Genomic DNA, 15,847 nt, shown 5'->3' with positions numbered 1-15,847 from the left:
TGTAATGATTCTTTATTTATTGGAAACTTCACATTGTACTTTTCTTGAACTAAAAAATAATTATATGAAAAAAAGTCTTTTTGCTCCCATAAGTCTTGCATTGGTTTTGACTGGCTTTTTCCATACAACGTTTGCCCAGGAAGATACCATGAAGATGATGGAGCCTATTGTTATTTATGCCAAATCTAATGTCAATAAAGCTGTTACGGATGCTTTTGAAAAAAGGTTTAAGGATGCTATGGATCCTCAATGGTACCGCATGAATAAAAATTACCTGGTAACTTTTATTACAGGAGATATGAAAAACAATGCCCTATTCAAAAAGAATGGAAGAATGGTTTACCATATTCGATTTGGGAAGGAAAACAATCTTCCGGAAGAGATAAAAACACAGGTAATGTCAGCATACCCGGACTACAATATTACAAGAGCTGTGAATGTAAAGATGGATAACAGGGATCTATGGGTGGTGAACCTGGAGGGATTGAAGAAATGGATAATTGTGCGGGTAGAAGAAGGGCAATTGGATGAAGTTGAAAATTATAATAAGGCTGGTTAAAAGTTTACTCATTTAATTAAAACTTTTGAATACGCTTTGCTATTCAAAAGTTTTTAATTAGGTCTCAATTCATGATTGCAATAATTCAGGCCTGCTGTTTTTTAATATACAATTCCTGAACAAGCACTATGATGAGGATCATTAACGGAGTGGCAACTACCAGGCCCCACCCACCCGAGAGTGGGGCTATCATCAATTGCGCAATGATGATTAGGGCAGGGGGAATGTTGATCAATTTTTGCTGAACCATTGGTGTAATGAAATTGCTTTCAGCTATTTGAACAAATATATATAAGCCCGCCACCCATGCTGCTGTTGATGGTCCCTGTAATAAGGCTACCAGTACAGCAGGTATAAGAGCTATCAGGGGGCCAAAATTGGGAATGAAATTAAGTATGCCTGCAATAAGCGCAAGGACCAGCCACATAGGTACCCCAATGATAAGTAAACCAGTGGCTGTAAGCACAAAGACAACAAGCATTGCAAATAATTTTCCCTTTAACCATTTCTCCAGGTTGCCTGCCATTTTTTCGAGTATATCTTCTGCTGTATGTTTTCCTGCTGCAGGTACAAGTTTTACCAATCCTTTCTTATAAACACCAGGAGAAACAGTAAAGAAGAGCCCAATGAATAAGATCACATATATATCACCCAACACTCCGAAACTTGTTTTAAAGAATGTTTGGGCAACCGATGTTAGTTTTTTATGGGTTTTTTCTGATGATAATTTTTGCACTACCTGTTTACCAATTTCGGTTTTATTCAATTGTTGTTTGGCGTTCTCTATTGTTGTAGGAAATGATTCATTGAATTGTGTTACTTGTGTTGCCAATTTGGATCCCATCAACCAAAATATTAGGATTAGAAATAAAAGGGATATTGTCACTGAAATGATCAATGAAGTGCCCGTTTTCCATTTTGTTTTGCGTTTAATCAATCCGGAGAAACCTCTAAAGAAAACGGCAATAAGGGTACCAGCCAGTATTAACAATAGTACATTGAAAGTAGCTTTAAATAATAATAATAGTATGAGGATAAATGCAAGTATACCTCCAGCGATCCATGCCTTTTTCGTGAAATCCTTTAGATTATATGCGTTATCTTTTTCCATTAAATATTGAATATTTGTTATGATAGTCCCCGAAGTATGGTTAGAAAGCGGCAGTGTAAATAATTAAAAACTTCAAATTCCAAAAGATTTACCTGAGTAAAAGCGATGCTTTATAAGCACGGTTCAACTATATTGCCAGATAATAACAGGATGGCCACTTGTCCAAATAGGAATGGTGATAAAGTGAGAATTGGATCACTTTAATAAGAAATTTAAACTTGTATCCGATACCGGGCTATTCTTTCGTATATCAGTCACAGTAATATTTTCAACTGATGAGTTATCAAAAGTTTCCTTTAATTAGATTTTAGTTTATTCTAAAAAGTCAATTGATATTATAATTGAATTAGAATTAGGGGATTATAAATATTTTATAGGAAAGGCTGGAATGCCTATTGTATAAAAACATGTATGAGGTATCAGCCTATTGAAAATTATGGGATTGTTGGGGATTTAAATACTATCGCGTTGGTAAGCCTTAGTGGTTCAATAGATTTTATGTGTTTCCCCAATTTTGATTCTCCATCAATATTTGCTGCACTGCTTGATGCAGACAAAGGTGGACGATTTTTGATTACTCCGGCCTTCGATGAAATGAAGACAAAGCAATTGTATGTTCCGGATACAAATGTATTGTTAACCAGGTTTTTGTCAAAGGATGGTGTTGGAGAGATCACGGATTTTATGCCTGTTGAAGAATTGTACAGTGGGAAAGAATTGATAAGACGGGTAACAACCATACGTGGGAACGTAAAGTATAAAATGCATTGCGAGCCAAGGTTTAATTATGCCAGAAGTTTGCATACCATAGATAAGCGTTCAGATATGGAGGTAATATTTACCAGCCAGGGAGAGGATAAAACGGAGTTACGTTTATTAAGTACCGTGCCGCTTCAAATAATAAATGATCATGTTATTGCTGAATTTACTTTAAAGCCTAATGAAACAGCAGACTTTTTATTAGAACACATTGATAAACAGCCAGGTAATGAACGAAACTTCAAGGAATTTGTTACAGAAAGCTTATTCCGGACAATGAATTATTGGAAGAACTGGATTGCGCAGTCTAACTATAAAGGAAGGTGGATGGAAATAGTAAACCGTTCTGCACTAGTCTTAAAACTGTTGACTTCGTTTCGTTATGGTTCCATCGTTGCAGCACCAACTTTTAGCTTACCAGAGAGTATCGGTTTTAAGCGCAACTGGGATTACAGGTTCACTTGGATAAGGGATGCGTCCTTTACTGTTTATGCATTGCTACGATTGGGATATACTAAAGAGGCTGGAGCTTTTATGAATTGGGTGGAAAAATTGTGCCGGGATATTAAAGGGAAAAACAGGCTGGGAATTATGTATAGTATTGATGGGGACCGTCAATTGGAAGAAAAAATATTGGACAATCTTGAAGGATACAAAAAGTCATCGCCTGTTCGCATAGGTAATAATGCATATAGTCAATTACAACTGGACATCTATGGCGAATTGATGGACTCTGTTTACCTGTATAACAAATATGGAGAACCTATTTCCTATGATTTTTGGAAAGACCTGAGTGAGCAGATGGATTGGTTGAGTGAAAACTGGAACCAGCCCGATGAAGGCATTTGGGAAGTGAGGGGTGGTAAAAAGAATTTTTTGTATTCTCGTATGTATTGTTGGGTAGCACTTGACCGGGCGATAAAAATTGCACGGCAACGATCGTTTCCTATTAATGGACACTGGAAGGTGCAAAGGGACAAAATTTATAATAGTATTTATACAGATTTTTGGAGTGATGAATATAAAGCGTTCATGCAATATCCAGGTGCAACAACAGTTGACGCTTCCTCTTTACTTATGCCATTGGCAAGGTTTATTAGTCCCAAAGACCCACGCTGGCTATCTACATTAAAAAGAATTGAAGAGGAATTGGTATCAGATTCACTTGTATACAGGTATAGACCAGAAGTAGCGGCACCTGATGGCCTAATCAGCCATGAGGGAACTTTCTCTATGTGTTCATTCTGGTATGTGGAATGCCTGTCAAGATCCGGACAATTGGAAAAGGCGCGGTTTTACTTTGAGAAGATGTTAGGGTACGCCAACCACCTGGGTTTATATTCAGAGCAATTAGGTTTTGAAGGTGAGCACCTGGGTAATTTCCCACAGGCTTTTACACACCTGGGATTGATCAGTGCAGCTTACAACTTAAACCAGCAATTAAACGACAGCAGGAATAAAAGCCTAAACCTTAATTTATGAAAGCCATTGCATTAATTCCGGGAACAACTGAAGTTTCATTAATTGAAGTTCAAGAACCAGTCATTAGTTCTCCCAACCAGGTCAAATTAAAAGTATGGGAAGTAGGAATATGTGGTACAGACCGGGAAGAAGTATCAGGGGGAAGGGCCGACGCACCAGAAGGTCAAAAACAATTAGTGATTGGTCATGAGATGTTTGGCCAGGTTACTGAAACAGGAAATGCAGTGACAAAAGTACAAAAAGGGGATTATGGTGTTTTTATGGTAAGAAGGGGATGTGGTGAATGCGATGCCTGCAGGAATGGAAGAAGTGATATGTGTTATACAGGTAATTATACTGAAAGGGGTATTAAAGCTGCCAATGGCTTCCAGTCAGAATATGTTGTGGACGAGGAACAATACCTTGTAAAGGTGCCTGAGGGCATGAAAGAAATAGGTGTTTTAACAGAACCTATGTCAGTTGCTTCAAAGGCTATTGATGAATCCATGCAAATACAGCAAGCAAGACTTGGTTCTTTTACAAATAACAAAAATTGGCTGGAAGGGAAAAAAGCGCTTATTGCAGGCCTTGGCCCAATAGGATTAATGGCTGCTTTTGCATTGCGGCTGCGTGGAGCTGAAGTGATTGGACTGGATATAGTTGATGAAGATTCCCTGCGGTCTCAATTACTAAAACAGATAGGAGGGAAATACCTTGATGGAAGAAAGATCCAGGTGTCAGATATTGATACAACCTATGGTGAAGCAGATTTTATTTTTGAAGCTACAGGAATTGCCGATTTACAATTGCAATTGATCGATGCCCTGGCTGTAAATGGTATTTATGTGGCTACCGGGATACCTGGTGGTAACAGGCCTTTAAATTTGTCCGCAGATAGCCTTATGAAGCAATTGGTTTTGAAAAACCAGGTTTTACTTGGAAGTGTAAATGCAAGCCTTCATCACTACCAAATGGCAGTGGCAGATTTGCAGGGGAGCCTGGAAAGATGGCCTTCAGTGATAAAATCGGTTATAACAGACAGAGTGCCGTATAAAGATTTTTCCAGGGCATTAAAACACCCTACACCCGAAGAAATTAAGGTAGTGGTTGAGTGGAAATAGCGCATTCAGGGTTCGATGCAATGCTTTGCTGGAAAATCCTGTATAATCATGCTCTTTTTGATTTGGCACTTGCTTTGGAATTCTTTTGTTTATCTCTTTTCAGGTTTTCCCTGACAACATCCCAATATTCTTTACCATAATCAACAAATATCTCCGCACCTGCAGGGATATCCTTTATAGATTCGATATAGGCTTTGAGTCCATCATTAACATAAGTGCAATTATTTGTTACGCCTTTTATTCTTATAAGTCCGCGGGCATCATTGGCATAACGGGCAAGCGCTTTTAATGTTTTTTGGGCATCTATCACATGGTTGTTATTGATGGTATAGATGTACCCATTGCCGCTGTCATTTTTTACTTCTTTCCAGGTAGTGATTCTCCCTTTGTATTCAACAATCCTTGTTCCCTTTGGAATAAATGCCGTGGTAAATAAACCCTTGCCGGAATTAGGTATGGTGGATTCTTTAACTTCCAATTGTTTTTCAAGTAATGCCATGCAACAAGTAAGTATATTTTAAAGGCCGTGAAGATAAGGAGCAATAGGTTGATGCCTGCATAGAATTTTTTGCAGCACTAATAATTTTACTGGCGATGTATGGTTGATCAGGCAGAATGGGTATGATGCCTGCTTTGAACGATATACTCCACCGGTTTACGTTTTATTTTACTTTCCAACCAGGAAACAATGTCAAGGTATTGATAGGACCGCCTTGCGTATTTGCTTTCTGATATCTTTTCCAGTTTCTCTTTTAATTCCATAAAGCTTTGAATAAGATCTTTTGGGCGGGAGGTTAATGACCTGCGCAGAAAACGGAGTATTTGTAATTGTACTTCATCAAGACTATCCATTTTAGAAAGGAACCGGTAAACCGACTTTATAAGGTGTTCCAGGATATCCGTATTGCCCAATTCATAATGAGCAATTAAATGAAGGAGGCGGGCAAAACATTGGATGTCTGTACGTAAATGACCCACCTTCAGGTTTATAATTTTATTGAGATATAAAATACAATTCTCATTATCACCAGCACCAAAATAGAGGCAGGCTATCTTGAAATGAAAGATCATGATACGATGGGTGTCAATATAGCGCTGGTACTCCTTTAATCCTTTTTCTATCTCTGGAATAATCTTCAGTCCTTTTGTAAAAGTGCCTGTCAGAAAATGAAAATTGATCTTTGCTGTATACAGGTAAATAAATGTTTGGATTTCCAGGTTTTGATGTTGTCCTGCCTCCTGGTACACTTCTTCCAGTCTTTCGATTTCCTGTTTCAACCTGTCTTGTTTTCCAATAATGAATAGAGCATTTAATAAATTATGCAATGCTTTGACATAGAGTAAGGGGTCTTCTTCTTTAACCTTCGGATGATGGATGAAAAGGTTGACCCATTTTTGTGCATGTGCGAAATAAGAAGGAAAATCAAGTTGGATGTAATAATACCAGCAATAAGACTGATGGAGATATGCCTTTCCAAAAAAACTTACCTGGTCATATTGAATATCCTGGAGCCTGGTTTTGAAAAACTTCTCAAGAGCCTTACTTTCCTTTTCATTTTTAATATGGCCTTTTTCAAGGTATAGTCCATACATACGCAAGGCCAGGGACGAAAGTTGGGCCACTTCGTCCACCTGTTTAATGATATATTCTGTTTCTTTTTCCAGCTCTTCGGCCCGCCCTTTAATACTTCTTGTTATATGCCTGGCTTCAATATTCTTCTCAAACTGCAATATTTCCAGGGTCAAAATAAAATGACTGTTTGTCTTGGCAACCTGTTTAGCTTTCTCAAGGATCTTAAGGCTTTGCGTTACGAGGCCCCTGTTATACAATATGCGGGCAAAGTCTATTTGTTCCCTTATCTGGATCTCACCAAATTTTCCGCTATGACATAGTCTTAATGCCGTAAGTAATTCCTTGTATAAATGTGCTTTTAAATTGGATAACTGGGAGGGCTTAATGGAAGGTTCTTTTTTTAATATCTGCTTTTCATCATAGGAATTCATCTTTTCCATGACGGTAAACAGCTTCATGTATTTACTAATGTTCTCGGAGTGCTGTTGAGCTATATACAATGAAAAATAGCGTTTTTCCGTTTTGGTAAGGGATTGGATCAGTGTAAACAGTGAGTCGTTTTGTTGATTGGGCATCGTATCAGAAATTTTATCAAATTCAATGCAGTTAAGTGTTTCGGCTTATAATCGGACTGTGTTGAAGCCGGAAAACCCTTAAAAGATGATAGCCTAAAAAGGCATTATACCGTCTATTTTCGGGGTTATAATACAATAGATTTCTTTTATTCAAAAATACATACAACATTTTTGTATGCCTTCACAAAAAATTTACATATTCGATACCACACTTCGTGATGGGGAACAAGTACCTGGCTGCAAGTTGAATACTAGTGAAAAAGTAGAGCTCGCCCTTGAACTTGAAAGCCTAGGAGTTGATATAATAGAGGCCGGATTCCCTATATCAAGTCCTGGCGACTTTGAATCTGTTACGCAAATATCCAGGACTATTAAGGATGCTGTTATTTGTGGCCTTAGCCGTGCGGTGCAAAAGGATATCGAGGTGGCCGCCCAGGCTTTGAAGTATGCCAGAAGGGGGAGAATACATACAGGAATAGGTACTTCAGACTATCATATAAAAAGCAAGTTCAATTCCACAAGGGAAGACATTTTGAATAGGGCAGTACAATGTGTAAAATGGGCGCGTAATTTCACAGATGATGTGGAATTTTACGCAGAAGATGCAGGCAGAACTGATAATGAATATTTGGCAAGGGTAATAGAAGCAGTTATAGCCGCGGGCGCCACTACGGTTAATATTCCCGATACGACAGGCTATTGTCTTCCGCAGCAATATGGTGAAAAGATATCCTACCTTGTCAACCATGTTAGTAATATTGATAGGGCTGTTATATCCTGTCATTGTCATAATGATCTTGGGTTGGCTACCGCCAATTCTATTTCCGGGGTCATAAGCGGTGCAAGGCAAATAGAATGTACGATCAATGGACTTGGTGAAAGAGCTGGTAATACTTCGCTGGAGGAAGTTGTCATGATACTGAAGCAGCATAAGGACCTTGACCTTTACACTGACATAAATTCCAAACAATTAAACCCTTTAAGCAGGAAAGTGTCAGAAACAATGCGAATGCCTGTTCAGCCCAATAAAGCCATTGTTGGAGCCAATGCATTCTCACATTCGTCAGGTATTCACCAGGATGGGTTTCTTAAAGATGCTCAAACTTACGAGATTATTAATCCGGAAGAAGTAGGAGCTGAAGAAAGCAAGATCGTATTAACAGCAAGAAGTGGACGTAGTGCCCTTGCACATAGGTTTCACAAATTAGGGTTTCAATATACACGCGATGATATTGATATATTGTATCTGGCCTTTTTAAAACTGGCGGATTCAAAAAAAGAGGTTATGGAAGAAGACCTGGCGCAGTTGGCCAGGGAATACCAACCTGAAATACAAAGAGTAGCTTAATAATTATGGGAAAAACACTGTTTGAAAAGATCTGGGATAAGCATGTGGTGCGTACCATAGAAGATGGCCCTGATGTATTATATATTGATAAGCATTTTATCCATGAAGTAACGAGCCCACAGGCATTTGCTGGGCTTGCAAAGCGAGGCCTGGCATTGTTTCGTCCTGATAGGACTATTGCTACGGCGGACCATAATGTACCTACCAAAGATCAACACCTGCCTATAAAAGACCGTTTATCCAGGTTGCAGGTTGACCAGTTGATTGAAAACTGTAAGAACTTTGGCGTTGAGCTATATGGACTGGGGCATCCCTTCCAGGGAATAGTTCATGTAATCGGTCCTGAACTGGGCATCACTCAGCCGGGTATGACTATAGTTTGTGGAGATAGCCATACTTCCACACATGGCGCTTTTGGTTCTATAGCCTTTGGTATAGGAACAAGTGAAGTGGAAATGGTCTTTGCTTCTCAATGCTTATTGCAGAACAGGCCTAAATTAATGCGCATTAATATAGAAGGTTCCCTGAATAAAGGTGTTGTGTCAAAGGATATTATCCTGTATATCATATCTAAGATCTCTGCCAGTGGTGGCACAGGTTATTTTATTGAATTTGCTGGTTCTGCCATAAGATCTCTGTCGATGGAGTCACGTATGACCATATGCAATATGAGTATAGAAATGGGAGCCAGGGGAGGTATGATTGCTCCTGATGAAACAACCTTCAATTATATAAAGGGAAGGCATTTTGCCCCAAGTGGAGAAGAATGGGAACGGAAAACAAGTCAATGGAAACAGTTGTTTAGCGATGAAGATGCTCAATTCGATAAAGAAATCGCTATCAATGCAGAAAATATTGAACCAATGATCACATATGGCACTAATCCAGGGCTTGGAATTGCCATAAATGCATTGATACCCTCGATTGAATCTATTACGGAAGAAGGTGAAAGAAAAAATATTATCAAAGCGCTGGAATATATGGGACTTCAGGCAGGTAAACCGCTTAAAGGAATGCCGGTCCAAAATGTATTTATAGGCAGTTGCACCAATTCACGTATTGAAGATCTTCGCCTAGTTGCCAGTGTTGTTAAAGGACGGAAGAAAAGTGAAAATGTTAAGGTCATGATAGTTCCCGGATCACAACAGGTGGCTGCCCAGGCAAAAGAAGAAGGTCTGAATCGCATTTTTGAAGAAGCTGGTTTCGAAGTTCGCCAGGCTGGCTGCAGTGCCTGCCTGGGTATGAATGAGGATAAAATACCATCTGGAGAATATTGTATATCTACCAGCAACAGGAACTTTGAAGGACGACAGGGCGCAGGTGCACGAACTTTATTGGCTAGCCCTTTAACCGCTGCCGCTGCAGCCATAACGGGGGTAGTTTCGGACGTTCGTGAATTGATGGAGCAATAAATGACTCCATAAAATAAAGCTTTTTAATATGGAACCGATAAAGATCATACATAGCACATTTGTTCCTCTTGCAATGGAGAATATTGATACGGACCAAATCATTCCAGCGCGGTTTTTAAAAGCTACTACTAAGGAGGGGTTTGGAAAGAATCTTTTTCGTGACTGGCGTTATGAAAATGGCGAAGAATCGAGACCGGTAAAGGAATTTGTACTTAATCAACGCGTTTATCAAGGTAAAATATTGGTAGCAGGTAAAAATTTTGGTTGTGGGTCCTCAAGGGAACACGCTGCCTGGGCTATCCATGATTATGGATTCACTGTGGTTGTTAGTAGTTTTTTTGCAGACATCTTTAAGAATAATGCATTAAATAACGGGGTTCTTCCAGTACAGGTAAGTGAATCATTTCTCCAGGAGCTATTTAAGCAACATCCGGATGCATCATTGACAGTTAACCTGGAAGATCAATCAATAACAATCGACAATACAGGACAAAAGGAGGTTTTCCAGATCAATAATTATAAAAAAACCTGCCTGCTTAATGGATATGATGATATAGATTTTCTTTTGAGCATAAAGGAAGATATCGAACAATATGAACAACAACAGTATTAAAGAAAGTAGGTTATGGAAAAGAAGATCGCAGTTATTTTAGGAGATGGTATAGGACCAGAAGTTACCCAGCAGTCTATTAAAGTTTTGAATTGCATTGCTAAACAATTTGGACATCGATTCATATATAATTATGGCCTGATGGGCGCAGATGCTATAGATAAGACGGGTAGTGCTTTGCCTGAAGAAACAATTACCACCTGCCTTGATAGCGATGCTGTTTTATTTGGAGCTATTGGTCATCCAAAGTATGATAACGATCCGACAGCAAAAGTTCGCCCTGAGCAGGGCTTGCTTCAATTAAGAAAAACACTGCAATTATTTGCCAATATTCGCCCTGTTAATACTTATTCATCACTTGAGCATTTATCCCCTTTAAAAAGCCAGCAACTGCAAGGTGTGGATTTCATTATTTATAGGGAACTTACCGGTGGAATTTATTTCGGCAAAAAAGAGGTTAATGCAGATTATACTGAAGCTTCTGATCTTTGCAGTTATACTAAAACTGAAATAGAGCGGATAGCACACCTGGCTTTTCAATCAGCTCAACAAAGAAAGAAGAAACTGACTCTTGTAGATAAAGCCAATGTACTTGAAACCTCAAGACTATGGAGAAAGGTCGTGCAGGAGATTTCGAAAGAATATACAGATGTTACTGTTGATTATCTTTTTGTAGATAATGCAGCCATGCAGATTATTCTAAATCCCGGGCAATTTGATGTGATCCTTACGGAAAATATGTTTGGAGATATTATAAGTGATGAGGCAAGTGTAATCAGCGGCTCACTGGGATTGCTTCCTTCCGCTTCCATTGGTGTTTCTTCAGCCTTATTTGAACCTATTCATGGATCCTATCCCAAGGCTGCAGGGAAAGATATTGCTAATCCTGTTGGCTCCATCTTATCTGCAGCCATGATGCTTGATCATTTTAAATTGTATGAAGAGGCTAACCTAGTGCGGGCAGCAGTAGACTGGACACTGAATTCGAAATTCGTGACTAAGGATATTGATCCTGTAAATTATTATTTTACCTCAACCATTGGTGACCTTATCTGTGATTATGTGACCGAGAAGATTCCCTCAGATGTCAATTTATTAAATATTGAACTAAGAAAATCCACTCTTATTTAGTTTATTAAGTTGCTTACAACCGGCTCATCAAAGCACCATTATATTTAAACGGGAAGCTTGCTATTGTTTTTTGTTTAAATTTATTAATATGGACCATCTTTCAGCCCGGGCTTTAGAAAATTTTAGGAATCATGTCGGTATAAAATTTCAGTTATACAATAGCCTGTTTACTTCTCTTCCTTTTCACAGGATTGAAAAAACCGGGATATTATTGTCACTTTTTTTAAACCATGCCGAGGAGCAGTTTAAGAAGAAACAAAGCCCAAGCTTTATTGTTGAAGATTTCTTTGAAAGGTTTACAACTGTAAAAACCCAGCAGGAAAAAACTGACTTGCTTTTTCGTTTTGTTCAATATGCTGAAAGACAGGTAGTCCTATTTGATGCACTTGAAGATGCAGCATTTAAAGAAACCCATGATGTGGTAGGAATAGGAACACTTAAACAGCTAGAAACAGAGGTGATCCAGCAAGGCAAGCAGAAGGAACTGCTGAAGACACTTAAAGATTTTGCAGTATCAGTTGTTCTCACAGCACATCCTACACAGTTTTATCCCGGGCCAGTTTTGGCTATTATTAATGACCTGGCTAAAGCTTTAAAAGATAACAATGCAGGGCTTATTAATATGTACCTGCAGCAATTGGGAAAAACACCATTATTTAAAAAACATAAGCCGACACCATATGATGAAGCTATAAGCCTGGTATGGTATCTTGAAAATGTTTTCTATAATGCTGTGGGCCGAATCATCTATTATTTGAAAGACCATTTTGTAGATGTTGATCTTAATAGCAATCCTATTATTAAAATGGGCTTCTGGCCGGGAGGAGACCGAGATGGAAATCCATATGTTACCACAGACATTACTTTACGTGTTGCCGAAGCCTTACGTTCCAGTATTATAAAATGTTATTACCTGGATGTCAGAAGACTAAAACGCAGGTTAACTTTTAAAGGCGTAGATGTTATACTAGCTGACCTGGAATCTATATTATACCGCAACATTTTTATACCCGGCGAACGAACAAACCTTACAAGGTCAGAGATACTACAATCTCTTTTTGAGATCAGGGAAATCATCGTTCACCAACACAATGGGTTATTCCTGCACTTGTTGGATAATTTTATTAATAAAGTGCAGGTTTTCGGTTTGCATTTTGCTTCATTGGATATAAGGCAGGATAGTTCCGTGCACAACCAGGTGTTGGAAACTATTGCTGAAAAATCTGACGTACTACCTTCAAATTACGCCCAGCTTGGAAATGAGGAAAAGATCAATGTACTTACAAACATCGCAGCTCCTGTAAATATTGAATTGTTTGAAGATATAGTAAAAGATACCTTACTTTCTATAGATGCGATCAGGACCATACAACAATTCAATGGACCAGAAGGTTGTGATCGTTATATTATCAGCCATTGCGATAGCGCGTTAAATGTAATGGAGGTATTTGGGTTGTTTTTGATTGCTGGTTGGGATAAGAATAATTTACCTATAGATATTGTGCCTTTGTTTGAAACAGTCGATGATCTGAAAAATGCTTCTAATGTAATGCGTTCATTATATAGGAATACAACCTACAATGCACATTTACAGCAACGTAATAATATTCAAACAATAATGGTTGGGTTTTCTGATGGTACTAAAGATGGGGGTTACCTGATGGCCAACTGGGGTATTTATAAGGCAAAGGAAGAACTTACAGCTGTTTCTAAAGAATATGGTATCAATGTAATATTCTTTGATGGCAGGGGTGGCCCTCCAGCGCGGGGCGGAGGAAAAACTCATAAGTTTTATGCATCCATGGGAAAAAGGATTTCATCAAGGGAAATTCAATTGACCATACAGGGGCAAACAGTTAGTTCTAACTTTGGAACTGTTGATTCTGCCCAATTTAATATTGAGCAGTTGCTTAATGCCGGTATATCCAATGATGTTTTTGCTGAATCCCAAAAGAATTTAACTCCTGAGCAGGAAAAGGTCATCGAAGAAGTAGCTAACTATAGTTTTGAGAGCTATAAACAGCTAAAGGAACATCCCTATTTCCTTGATTATCTATCTCAAGTCAGTCCTTTAAACTTTTATAGTGAAACAAACATAAGTAGCCGCCCCTCGAAGAGAGGTAAATCCTACAAACTTTCGCTTACTGATCTTAGGGCCATTCCTTTCGTAGGTGCCTGGAGTCAATTAAAGCAAAATGTACCTGGTTTTTATGGCTTAGGTACAGCACTGGAAAAAATGGATAAAGCCGGTAAGTTTGAGGAGGTAAGAAAGATTTACTTGCTTTCACCTTATGTTAAAACACTCATTGATAACTGTGAGATGGCAATGAAAAAAAATTTCTTTCCTCTCACTGCTTATTTGTCTGAACATCCTCAATATGGAGAGATCTGGAATATTATATACGAAGAGTTTGAACGTACAAACAGGTATCTTCTAAAATTATCAGGACAAAATGAGTTAATGAGTAATTATCCAGTTGAGCAGCTTTCCATACAAATGCGGGAAAAGATAGTGCTCCCATTGACTACCATTCAGCAATATGCCTTAACAAGGATGAGAGAAGTGCAGCATATGAATGCTGAAGAAAAAGAAATATTAGAGCACCTGGTAGTCAGAAGTTCCTTTGGTATTATTAATGCGGGAAGAAATTCAGTATAATTAATATTGTGCTCTGTTCTATACTAAAGACAGAGCACAATAATATTAAAATTGTACCTGCCGTGAGAGGTAACTTTGATCTTTTGATTCCAGGGAGGAAGCACCCATAAGAAACTCATCTACTTTGCGGGCGCATTCCCTTCCTTCACTGATGGCCCATACCACCAGTGATTGACCTCTTCTCATATCACCTGCGGAAAATATCTTGGAAATATTGGTTTGGTAGGATGTTTCTGAAGCTTTAACATTGCCTCTTTCATCTAGTTCTACAGCCAACTCATTGATCAATCCCTGGTGTTGCGGATGAATAAAACCCATTGCCAATAGGGCCAATTCACAAGGCAGCTCTTTTTCTGAACCTGGGATTTCACTAAAGCCGGCTGTTTTCCCGTCAGCAGTTAATTTCCATTCCAGGTTTACCACTTTCAAACCTTTGAGATTACCCTTATCATCACCAATGAATTCCTTGGTAGCTATAGCCCAATGCCTGTCAGCACCTTCTTCATGCGAAGAGGTCACTTTTAAAATCATTGGATAAGTAGGCCATGGCATGAACGGAGTTCTTTCTGATGCAGGTTTGGGAAGTAATTCAAATTGAGTGACTGATGCAGCGCCTTGCCTGTTGGAAGTTCCAATACAATCACTACCTGTATCTCCTCCACCAATTACTATTACGTTTTTGCCCGCTGCGAGTATGTCCTCTCCTTCAACTGCATGCTGGCTTACCCGTTTGTTCTGCTGTTTCAAAAAATCCATGGCAAAGTGCACTCCTTTAAGATCCCTGCCTGGAATGTCAAGATTTCTCGGTATAGTGGATCCCCCGGCGAGAACAACAGCCTGGTATTCTCTTAAAATATCATTGATGCGAATGTTCACTCCAACATTAGCATTGCATTTAAAAACGATCCCTTCTTGTTCTAAAATTGATATGCGTCTTTCTATTACCCATTTCTCTAATTTAAAATCCGGTATTCCATATCTTAACAAACCACCCGGTTTTTCATCTCTTTCAAAAACCGTGACAGAATGACCAGCATAATTTAGTTGAGCAGCTGCCGCAAGACCTGCAGGTCCTGAACCGATGACTGCCACTTTTTTGCCTGTCTGGAAAGTTGGTTTGTTAGGCTTTACCAAGCCTTTTTCAAAAGCTATTTCAATAATATGCTTTTCTATTTCTTCAATAGTTATGGCCGGCTGATTGATGCCCAGTACGCAAGAGCTTTCGCATGGGGCAGGGCAGATGCGTCCCGTGAATTCAGGGAAATTATTTGTAAAACTCAGCAGTTCATATGCTTCTTCCCACTGGCCCCTATATACTGCATCATTAAATTCAGGAATGAAATTTCCCAACGGGCAACCATTATGGCAAAATGGAACACCACAATTCATGCACCTGGCAGATTGTTCATGGAGCTTTTGCTCACTGTACCGCTGAACAAATTCATTATAGTCATGAATTCTTTCCTGTACCGGTCTTTTATCCGGAAGTTCACGTGTAAATTCTAAAAACCCTGTTGTTTTGCCCATG

At 38.9% G+C, this 15,847-nt stretch carries 12 protein-coding genes; 8 read left to right on the top strand and 4 right to left on the bottom strand.

Going from position 1 to position 15,847, the window contains the following annotated elements; genetic code table 11:
- The first annotated feature begins 64 nt into the window (after positions 1–64).
- Complete coding sequence (locus BUA53_RS00300; RefSeq protein WP_072833250.1) at positions 65–559, top strand: hypothetical protein; 495 nt, start codon at positions 65–67, stop codon at positions 557–559.
- Positions 560–644: 85 nt separating this feature from the next.
- On the opposite strand, the gene BUA53_RS00295 is transcribed toward BUA53_RS00300, so the two are convergent.
- Complete coding sequence (locus BUA53_RS00295) at positions 645–1,670, bottom strand: AI-2E family transporter (protein ID WP_072833249.1); 1,026 nt, start codon at positions 1,668–1,670, stop codon at positions 645–647.
- Between the two features lie 411 nt (positions 1,671–2,081).
- Between BUA53_RS00295 and BUA53_RS00290 the strand changes: the two genes are divergently transcribed.
- Positions 2,082–3,911 (top strand): glycoside hydrolase family 15 protein, encoded by a 1,830-nt coding sequence (locus BUA53_RS00290; RefSeq protein WP_072833248.1) that lies wholly within the window; start codon positions 2,082–2,084, stop codon positions 3,909–3,911.
- On the top strand, positions 3,908–5,011 hold the full coding sequence (locus BUA53_RS00285) for a glucose 1-dehydrogenase (protein WP_072833247.1): 1,104 nt from the start codon (positions 3,908–3,910) through the stop codon (positions 5,009–5,011). The genes BUA53_RS00290 and BUA53_RS00285 overlap by 4 nt, the downstream gene beginning before the upstream one ends.
- Before the next feature lie 46 nt (positions 5,012–5,057).
- On the opposite strand, the gene BUA53_RS00280 is transcribed toward BUA53_RS00285, so the two are convergent.
- Together BUA53_RS00280 and BUA53_RS00275 are read right to left on the bottom strand one after the other, a co-directional pair.
- Positions 5,058–5,510, bottom strand: a complete 453-nt coding sequence (locus tag BUA53_RS00280; RefSeq protein WP_072833246.1) for an SET domain-containing protein — start codon at positions 5,508–5,510, stop codon at positions 5,058–5,060.
- A gap of 107 nt (positions 5,511–5,617) precedes the next feature.
- On the bottom strand, positions 5,618–7,159 hold the full coding sequence (locus BUA53_RS00275) for a hypothetical protein (RefSeq protein ID WP_072833245.1): 1,542 nt from the start codon (positions 7,157–7,159) through the stop codon (positions 5,618–5,620).
- A gap of 175 nt (positions 7,160–7,334) precedes the next feature.
- On the opposite strand from BUA53_RS00275, the gene BUA53_RS00270 reads away from it, so the two are divergent.
- The 5 genes from BUA53_RS00270 to BUA53_RS00250 all read left to right on the top strand — a co-directional run bounded on the left by BUA53_RS00270 (position 7,335) and on the right by BUA53_RS00250 (position 14,319).
- Positions 7,335–8,507, top strand: coding sequence for a 2-isopropylmalate synthase (locus BUA53_RS00270; RefSeq protein ID WP_072833244.1), 1,173 nt, complete (start codon positions 7,335–7,337; stop codon positions 8,505–8,507).
- 5 nt (positions 8,508–8,512) lie between these two features.
- Positions 8,513–9,919 (top strand): 3-isopropylmalate dehydratase large subunit, encoded by a 1,407-nt coding sequence (leuC, locus tag BUA53_RS00265; RefSeq protein ID WP_084079732.1) that lies wholly within the window; start codon positions 8,513–8,515, stop codon positions 9,917–9,919.
- Positions 9,920–9,947: 28 nt separating this feature from the next.
- Positions 9,948–10,532: a 3-isopropylmalate dehydratase small subunit gene (leuD, locus tag BUA53_RS00260; RefSeq protein ID WP_072833242.1), complete on the top strand. Its 585-nt coding sequence runs from the start codon at positions 9,948–9,950 to the stop codon at positions 10,530–10,532.
- Positions 10,533–10,544: 12 nt separating this feature from the next.
- Positions 10,545–11,660, top strand: a complete 1,116-nt coding sequence (gene leuB / locus BUA53_RS00255; RefSeq protein ID WP_072833241.1) for a 3-isopropylmalate dehydrogenase — start codon at positions 10,545–10,547, stop codon at positions 11,658–11,660.
- An 88-nt stretch (positions 11,661–11,748) separates the two neighbouring features.
- Complete coding sequence (locus BUA53_RS00250) at positions 11,749–14,319, top strand: phosphoenolpyruvate carboxylase (RefSeq protein WP_072833240.1); 2,571 nt, start codon at positions 11,749–11,751, stop codon at positions 14,317–14,319.
- A 45-nt stretch (positions 14,320–14,364) separates the two neighbouring features.
- On the opposite strand, the gene BUA53_RS00245 is transcribed toward BUA53_RS00250, so the two are convergent.
- Entirely contained in the window at positions 14,365–15,846 is a 1,482-nt protein-coding gene (locus tag BUA53_RS00245; protein ID WP_072833239.1) for a glutamate synthase subunit beta, read from the bottom strand.
- Position 15,847 lies beyond the last annotated feature (1 nt).

Source organism: Flavisolibacter ginsengisoli DSM 18119 (assembly GCF_900129295.1).
GTDB lineage: Bacteria > Bacteroidota > Bacteroidia > Chitinophagales > Chitinophagaceae > Flavisolibacter > Flavisolibacter ginsengisoli.
This window is presented reverse-complemented; position numbering and strand designations above follow the sequence as displayed.

What these genes read in the sequence shown, in the direction of transcription:
- leuD (WP_072833242.1), top strand. Translation starts at nt 9,948, where the DNA reads ATGGAACCGATAAAGATCATACATAGCACATTTGTTCCTCTTGCAATG.
- leuC (WP_084079732.1), top strand. Translation starts at nt 8,513, where the DNA reads ATGGGAAAAACACTGTTTGAAAAGATCTGGGATAAGCATGTGGTGCGT.
- BUA53_RS00250 (WP_072833240.1), top strand. Translation starts at nt 11,749, where the DNA reads ATGGACCATCTTTCAGCCCGGGCTTTAGAAAATTTTAGGAATCATGTC.
- BUA53_RS00285 (WP_072833247.1), top strand. Translation starts at nt 3,908, where the DNA reads ATGAAAGCCATTGCATTAATTCCGGGAACAACTGAAGTTTCATTAATT.
- BUA53_RS00245 (WP_072833239.1), bottom strand. Translation starts at nt 15,846, where the DNA reads ATGGGCAAAACAACAGGGTTTTTAGAATTTACACGTGAACTTCCGGAT.
- BUA53_RS00275 (WP_072833245.1), bottom strand. Translation starts at nt 7,159, where the DNA reads ATGCCCAATCAACAAAACGACTCACTGTTTACACTGATCCAATCCCTT.
- BUA53_RS00300 (WP_072833250.1), top strand. Translation starts at nt 65, where the DNA reads ATGAAAAAAAGTCTTTTTGCTCCCATAAGTCTTGCATTGGTTTTGACT.
- leuB (WP_072833241.1), top strand. Translation starts at nt 10,545, where the DNA reads ATGGAAAAGAAGATCGCAGTTATTTTAGGAGATGGTATAGGACCAGAA.
- BUA53_RS00290 (WP_072833248.1), top strand. Translation starts at nt 2,082, where the DNA reads ATGAGGTATCAGCCTATTGAAAATTATGGGATTGTTGGGGATTTAAAT.
- BUA53_RS00280 (WP_072833246.1), bottom strand. Translation starts at nt 5,510, where the DNA reads ATGGCATTACTTGAAAAACAATTGGAAGTTAAAGAATCCACCATACCT.
- BUA53_RS00295 (WP_072833249.1), bottom strand. Translation starts at nt 1,670, where the DNA reads ATGGAAAAAGATAACGCATATAATCTAAAGGATTTCACGAAAAAGGCA.
- BUA53_RS00270 (WP_072833244.1), top strand. Translation starts at nt 7,335, where the DNA reads ATGCCTTCACAAAAAATTTACATATTCGATACCACACTTCGTGATGGG.